The sequence below is a fragment of the Deltaproteobacteria bacterium genome (genome assembly GCA_020845775.1).
Taxonomy (GTDB): Bacteria; Bdellovibrionota_C; UBA2361; order SZUA-149; family JADLFC01; genus JADLFC01.
On the sequence record JADLFC010000166.1, the window covers coordinates 1 to 3616 of the forward strand.

Here is a 3616-nt window from a genome sequence, read left to right on the forward strand (position 1 = left end):
AAAAAACCTAGGGACCGTCGCTTACGCTCCGACAAGACTATTGACCAACTTTGCTAGAGATTATAAACACACTTTAGGTGGCCGAAGTATTTTAGAATCGGTGGCCGAAGTCGCTAGAATGCGCAGAAGTTCTGATAGTATTATTGATAGTGGCCTCGGGATTATTAAAATTACTCATATAAACACAATAAATAAATTGAACTGACTTCTTGTTTCCTCTCAGAATTGTTAATGCTTATGAGATCTTGCCACAATGCCAAGCAACATCTCTTACAGAAGAGTTATGAAAAAAAAAGAAAATGAGTAGCATTAATTTTCTTTGCCCAAGCAAAAGTCGCGCAGTCCAACTTTGCCCTAGCCCAAAACCTACTGTCGATACTCGAACGCCGATACCCTAGTCGCACACACTTGATGAGCAATTACCCACAGCGCTGACTAAGCACCCGTTTTTCTTCGAGAAAAATATTAACCTGGAACTAATTCTGAGAGCACCTCAGGCGAGCATTTTAGCAAGAGTTTCCTGTCACTAAACGCGATTCTCTTGCAATAATACCTCTTGAATCCCCTCTTTCCACGGAAGAACAACTACGCCATTTTCTTCATATTTGGAACTCCCCGCCGTCAAGCAATAGCAACGTGCCTTAGTATGCAGCGATTTAAAGTTTTGTAACATGCGTAAATCTGCAGATGAAGGCTGGCCATCGATTTTGATTTCAATTGCTATTGGAGGGTCTTTAATGGACTTATTTAAAATGAGATCTATTTCCCTATCCCGCTCGCGATAGTGAAAGAAGCGGTACTTTCTATTGTAATAGTCATTTAGGCGAATAAACTCGAGAATCACCAGATGTTCAAAGAGTTTTCCAGCGCGAACCGAGGACAATTTTGGCTCACTAGATACCTCTCCACGCACCGCATTTAACACCCCTGTATCAAAAAAGTAGAAACGCGGCTGCTGGCTAAGTTGCTTAACCGCGCTATAACTCCAAGCCTCGAGCCTATGCACCAATAGAGTGTCTACAAGAATCTGAAAATACTCCTTTACTGTATTGTCCGAGGTTCCACAGAGTCTTCCTACTCTAGAAAAATTAATCAGCTCACCCGACAACTGTGCTGCAACGTCCAAAAAACGAGTAAAGACTTCTTGTTTGCGCACAACACTTTCTTGGTAAATTTCCTCTCTCAAGTAGACATCCACATATGCCTCCAGATAACTCTGATCTAGCTCCTCTATGACTGAGGGGAGTTGTCCGAGTTGTAGTGTTCGCTCCAATGGAGTTTCGCATTCTACTGAAGTAATCGGGTGCAGCTTTAAGTACCTGGCGCGCCCTGCGAGTAGATTTGCCTCCTCGCGCCGCAGTTTCCTTGCCGAAGATCCACTGAGTATAAACTGAACTTTACCCTTGTGTTCCTCAATCAAGTAGTGCACTTCGTGCAGCAGTGCGGGGATCCTTTGCACCTCGTCCACAAAGACAATCGCATGGTTTTGTTTTCTTATCTCAAACTCAATCTCAGTGCGAAACAACTCTGTCTTAGTTACAAACCGCCTATACGTTTCACCCATAAGCAGATTATAATTAACAACGCCTACCTGCGACTTCAGCACCTCACGCACCAGCGACGTCTTGCCTACTCCGCGAGGACCAAAAAGAAAAAATGATTTTCCTTCACTTAAATGTTTAGCTAGGTCTAAAAGTCGTCGAATCATACTTCGAAAATAACCACAAATCTCGAAGTATGGCTAGAGGCTCTATAAACACTAATAGTACCAGCAGGTTACCCTAGGCGCAAACTGCTCAGGAGGCCCCAAGGTAGTCGAATTCTATGTGGCGCCTCCTAGGTGCTTTGGGATATCTCAAAGCCTATGATTAAAAGAGCACTGTAGTGAACCACAAAGACTGGACAGGGCGGAGAGAAACTGGATGCCAAGTTATATCAGCGCATAGGCAAACTTGAAGTTAAGCTTGAGTGGTTGAAAAAAATCTGGATTTGTCGATTAGGCAGAAGTGCCGAGGATGTCCCTCCCGATTTAGACCTACGGTCGTTAGAGCAGATTAGCGAATTGAAATCTCGCGGTGGATCGTGATACGCTTAATTATAATTGCTTGCATTAAATACTTTTTTTGCGAAGAGAATGAGGGATTTAAGAGATTACTTAGAAGACATAATAGATGCGATGCTCAAGTCGCAAGAGTTTATCTCGGGCATGAGTTATGATCAATTCGTTAGCGATGATAAGACTATATTTGCAGTACTAAGATCGCTTGAGGTCATCGGGGAGGCAGCTAAGAATATCCCAAAGGATTTTCGCGAGGAGCACTTAGAAGTCCCGTGGAAGGAGATGGCCGGGATGCGAGATGTGCTGATTCACGCCTATTTCGGAGTTGATAAGCAAACTGTTTGGCTAACGGTTACCGACAAGATTCCCAAATTACTTCCTGAAATTAAAGCATTATTGGAGTAATGCTATGCAGCAAAACCTTCATGAGATTAAGAAGGCCATTAGCTCCCGCAAAGATGAATTGCAAAGAGAATACGGCGTTTGTGAGATCGGAGTTTTTGGCTCCTATGCTAAGGGAGAGCAGAAAAGCACAAGCGACATCGATATATTGGTGGAGTTTCAAAGACCCATAGATTTGTTTACATTTGTTCGTCTAAAAAATTATCTTACCGAACTTTTTGGCACAAACGCCGATTTAGTTATGAAAAGTGCACTTAAGGAAAATATAGGCAAGAAGATTTTAGCTGAAGTCATATACATCACATAGCGCGTTGAGTTTTATTAGTTATGCACGTTATGGATCGTAAAACAGTCAATCAAGTAGTCAATCGCTAGGAGGAGATGGTGAGTGGGGGCGGCGAAAATTATCGAGGTTAAGATTTAATGAGATGCTCAATCCGTGACATTTTGTCACCGGTTGAGACTTAACAGTTTTTACTAGTAGTAACATGACAGAAATTCAGAAGATAGCACTGTTCAGGGGCAAGAAAGTTAGAAGGATGATTCACCAGGATGAATGGTGGTTTTCTGTTGTCGATATCATTGCAGTCCTAACTGATAGCGTAAACCCTAACGATTATTGGTATAAAATGAAACTCCGTGTCGAAACTGAAGATGGATTTCAGTTATCGACAGTTTGTCGACGACTGAAACTAGAGTCAGATGACGGGAAATTCTACGCAACAGACTGCGCCAATACTAAAGGTATCTTTCGGATAATTCAATCTATCCCTTCCCCAAAAGCAGAACCTTTTAAGCGTTGGTTAGCGAAAGTTGGCTACGAACGAGTCCAAGAAATCGAAAACCCTGAGCTTGCAAGCAAGCGCACCCGAATGCTGTACAAGTTAAAGGGCTATAGTGATGACTGGATTGAAAAACGAATGCGCGGAATCGCAATCCGTGAAGAGCTAACCGACGAATGGAAAAATAGAGGAGCAGAGCAGCAAAAGGATTTCGAAATTCTAACCGCTGAAATTTCAAAGGCGACCTTCGGTATCACTCCAGGCGAATATAAAAAGATCAAAAATTTAAAGCGAGAAAATCTTCGCGATCACATGGATGACTTCGAATTGATTTTCACCATGCTTGGCGAACGAGCCACCACTGAAATTCACA

4 protein-coding genes are annotated in these 3616 nt (G+C 42.6%); 3 read left to right on the plus strand and 1 reads right to left on the minus strand.

Going from position 1 to position 3616, the window contains the following annotated elements:
• Positions 1 to 526: 526 nt before the first annotated feature.
• On the minus strand, positions 527 to 1708 hold the full coding sequence (locus tag IT291_10540; protein MCC6221665.1) for an ATP-binding protein: 1182 nt from the start codon (positions 1706 to 1708) through the stop codon (positions 527 to 529).
• Between the two features lie 426 nt (positions 1709 to 2134).
• Here IT291_10540 and IT291_10545 point away from each other — a divergent pair, with 426 nt between their 5' ends.
• The 3 genes from IT291_10545 to IT291_10555 form a co-directional block, all read left to right on the plus strand.
• Positions 2135 to 2464, plus strand: a complete 330-nt coding sequence (locus IT291_10545; GenBank protein MCC6221666.1) for a DUF86 domain-containing protein — start codon at positions 2135 to 2137, stop codon at positions 2462 to 2464.
• Positions 2465 to 2468: 4 nt separating this feature from the next.
• Positions 2469 to 2768, plus strand: coding sequence for a nucleotidyltransferase family protein (locus tag IT291_10550; GenBank protein MCC6221667.1), 300 nt, complete (start codon positions 2469 to 2471; stop codon positions 2766 to 2768).
• Positions 2769 to 2949: 181 nt separating this feature from the next.
• On the plus strand, positions 2950 to 3616 hold a 667-nt coding region (locus tag IT291_10555; protein MCC6221668.1), incomplete at its 3' end, for a Bro-N domain-containing protein.

What these genes read in the sequence shown, in the direction of transcription:
- IT291_10540 (MCC6221665.1), bottom strand. Translation starts at nt 1,708, where the DNA reads ATGATTCGACGACTTTTAGACCTAGCTAAACATTTAAGTGAAGGAAAA.
- IT291_10550 (MCC6221667.1), top strand. Translation starts at nt 2,469, where the DNA reads ATGCAGCAAAACCTTCATGAGATTAAGAAGGCCATTAGCTCCCGCAAA.
- IT291_10545 (MCC6221666.1), top strand. Translation starts at nt 2,135, where the DNA reads ATGAGGGATTTAAGAGATTACTTAGAAGACATAATAGATGCGATGCTC.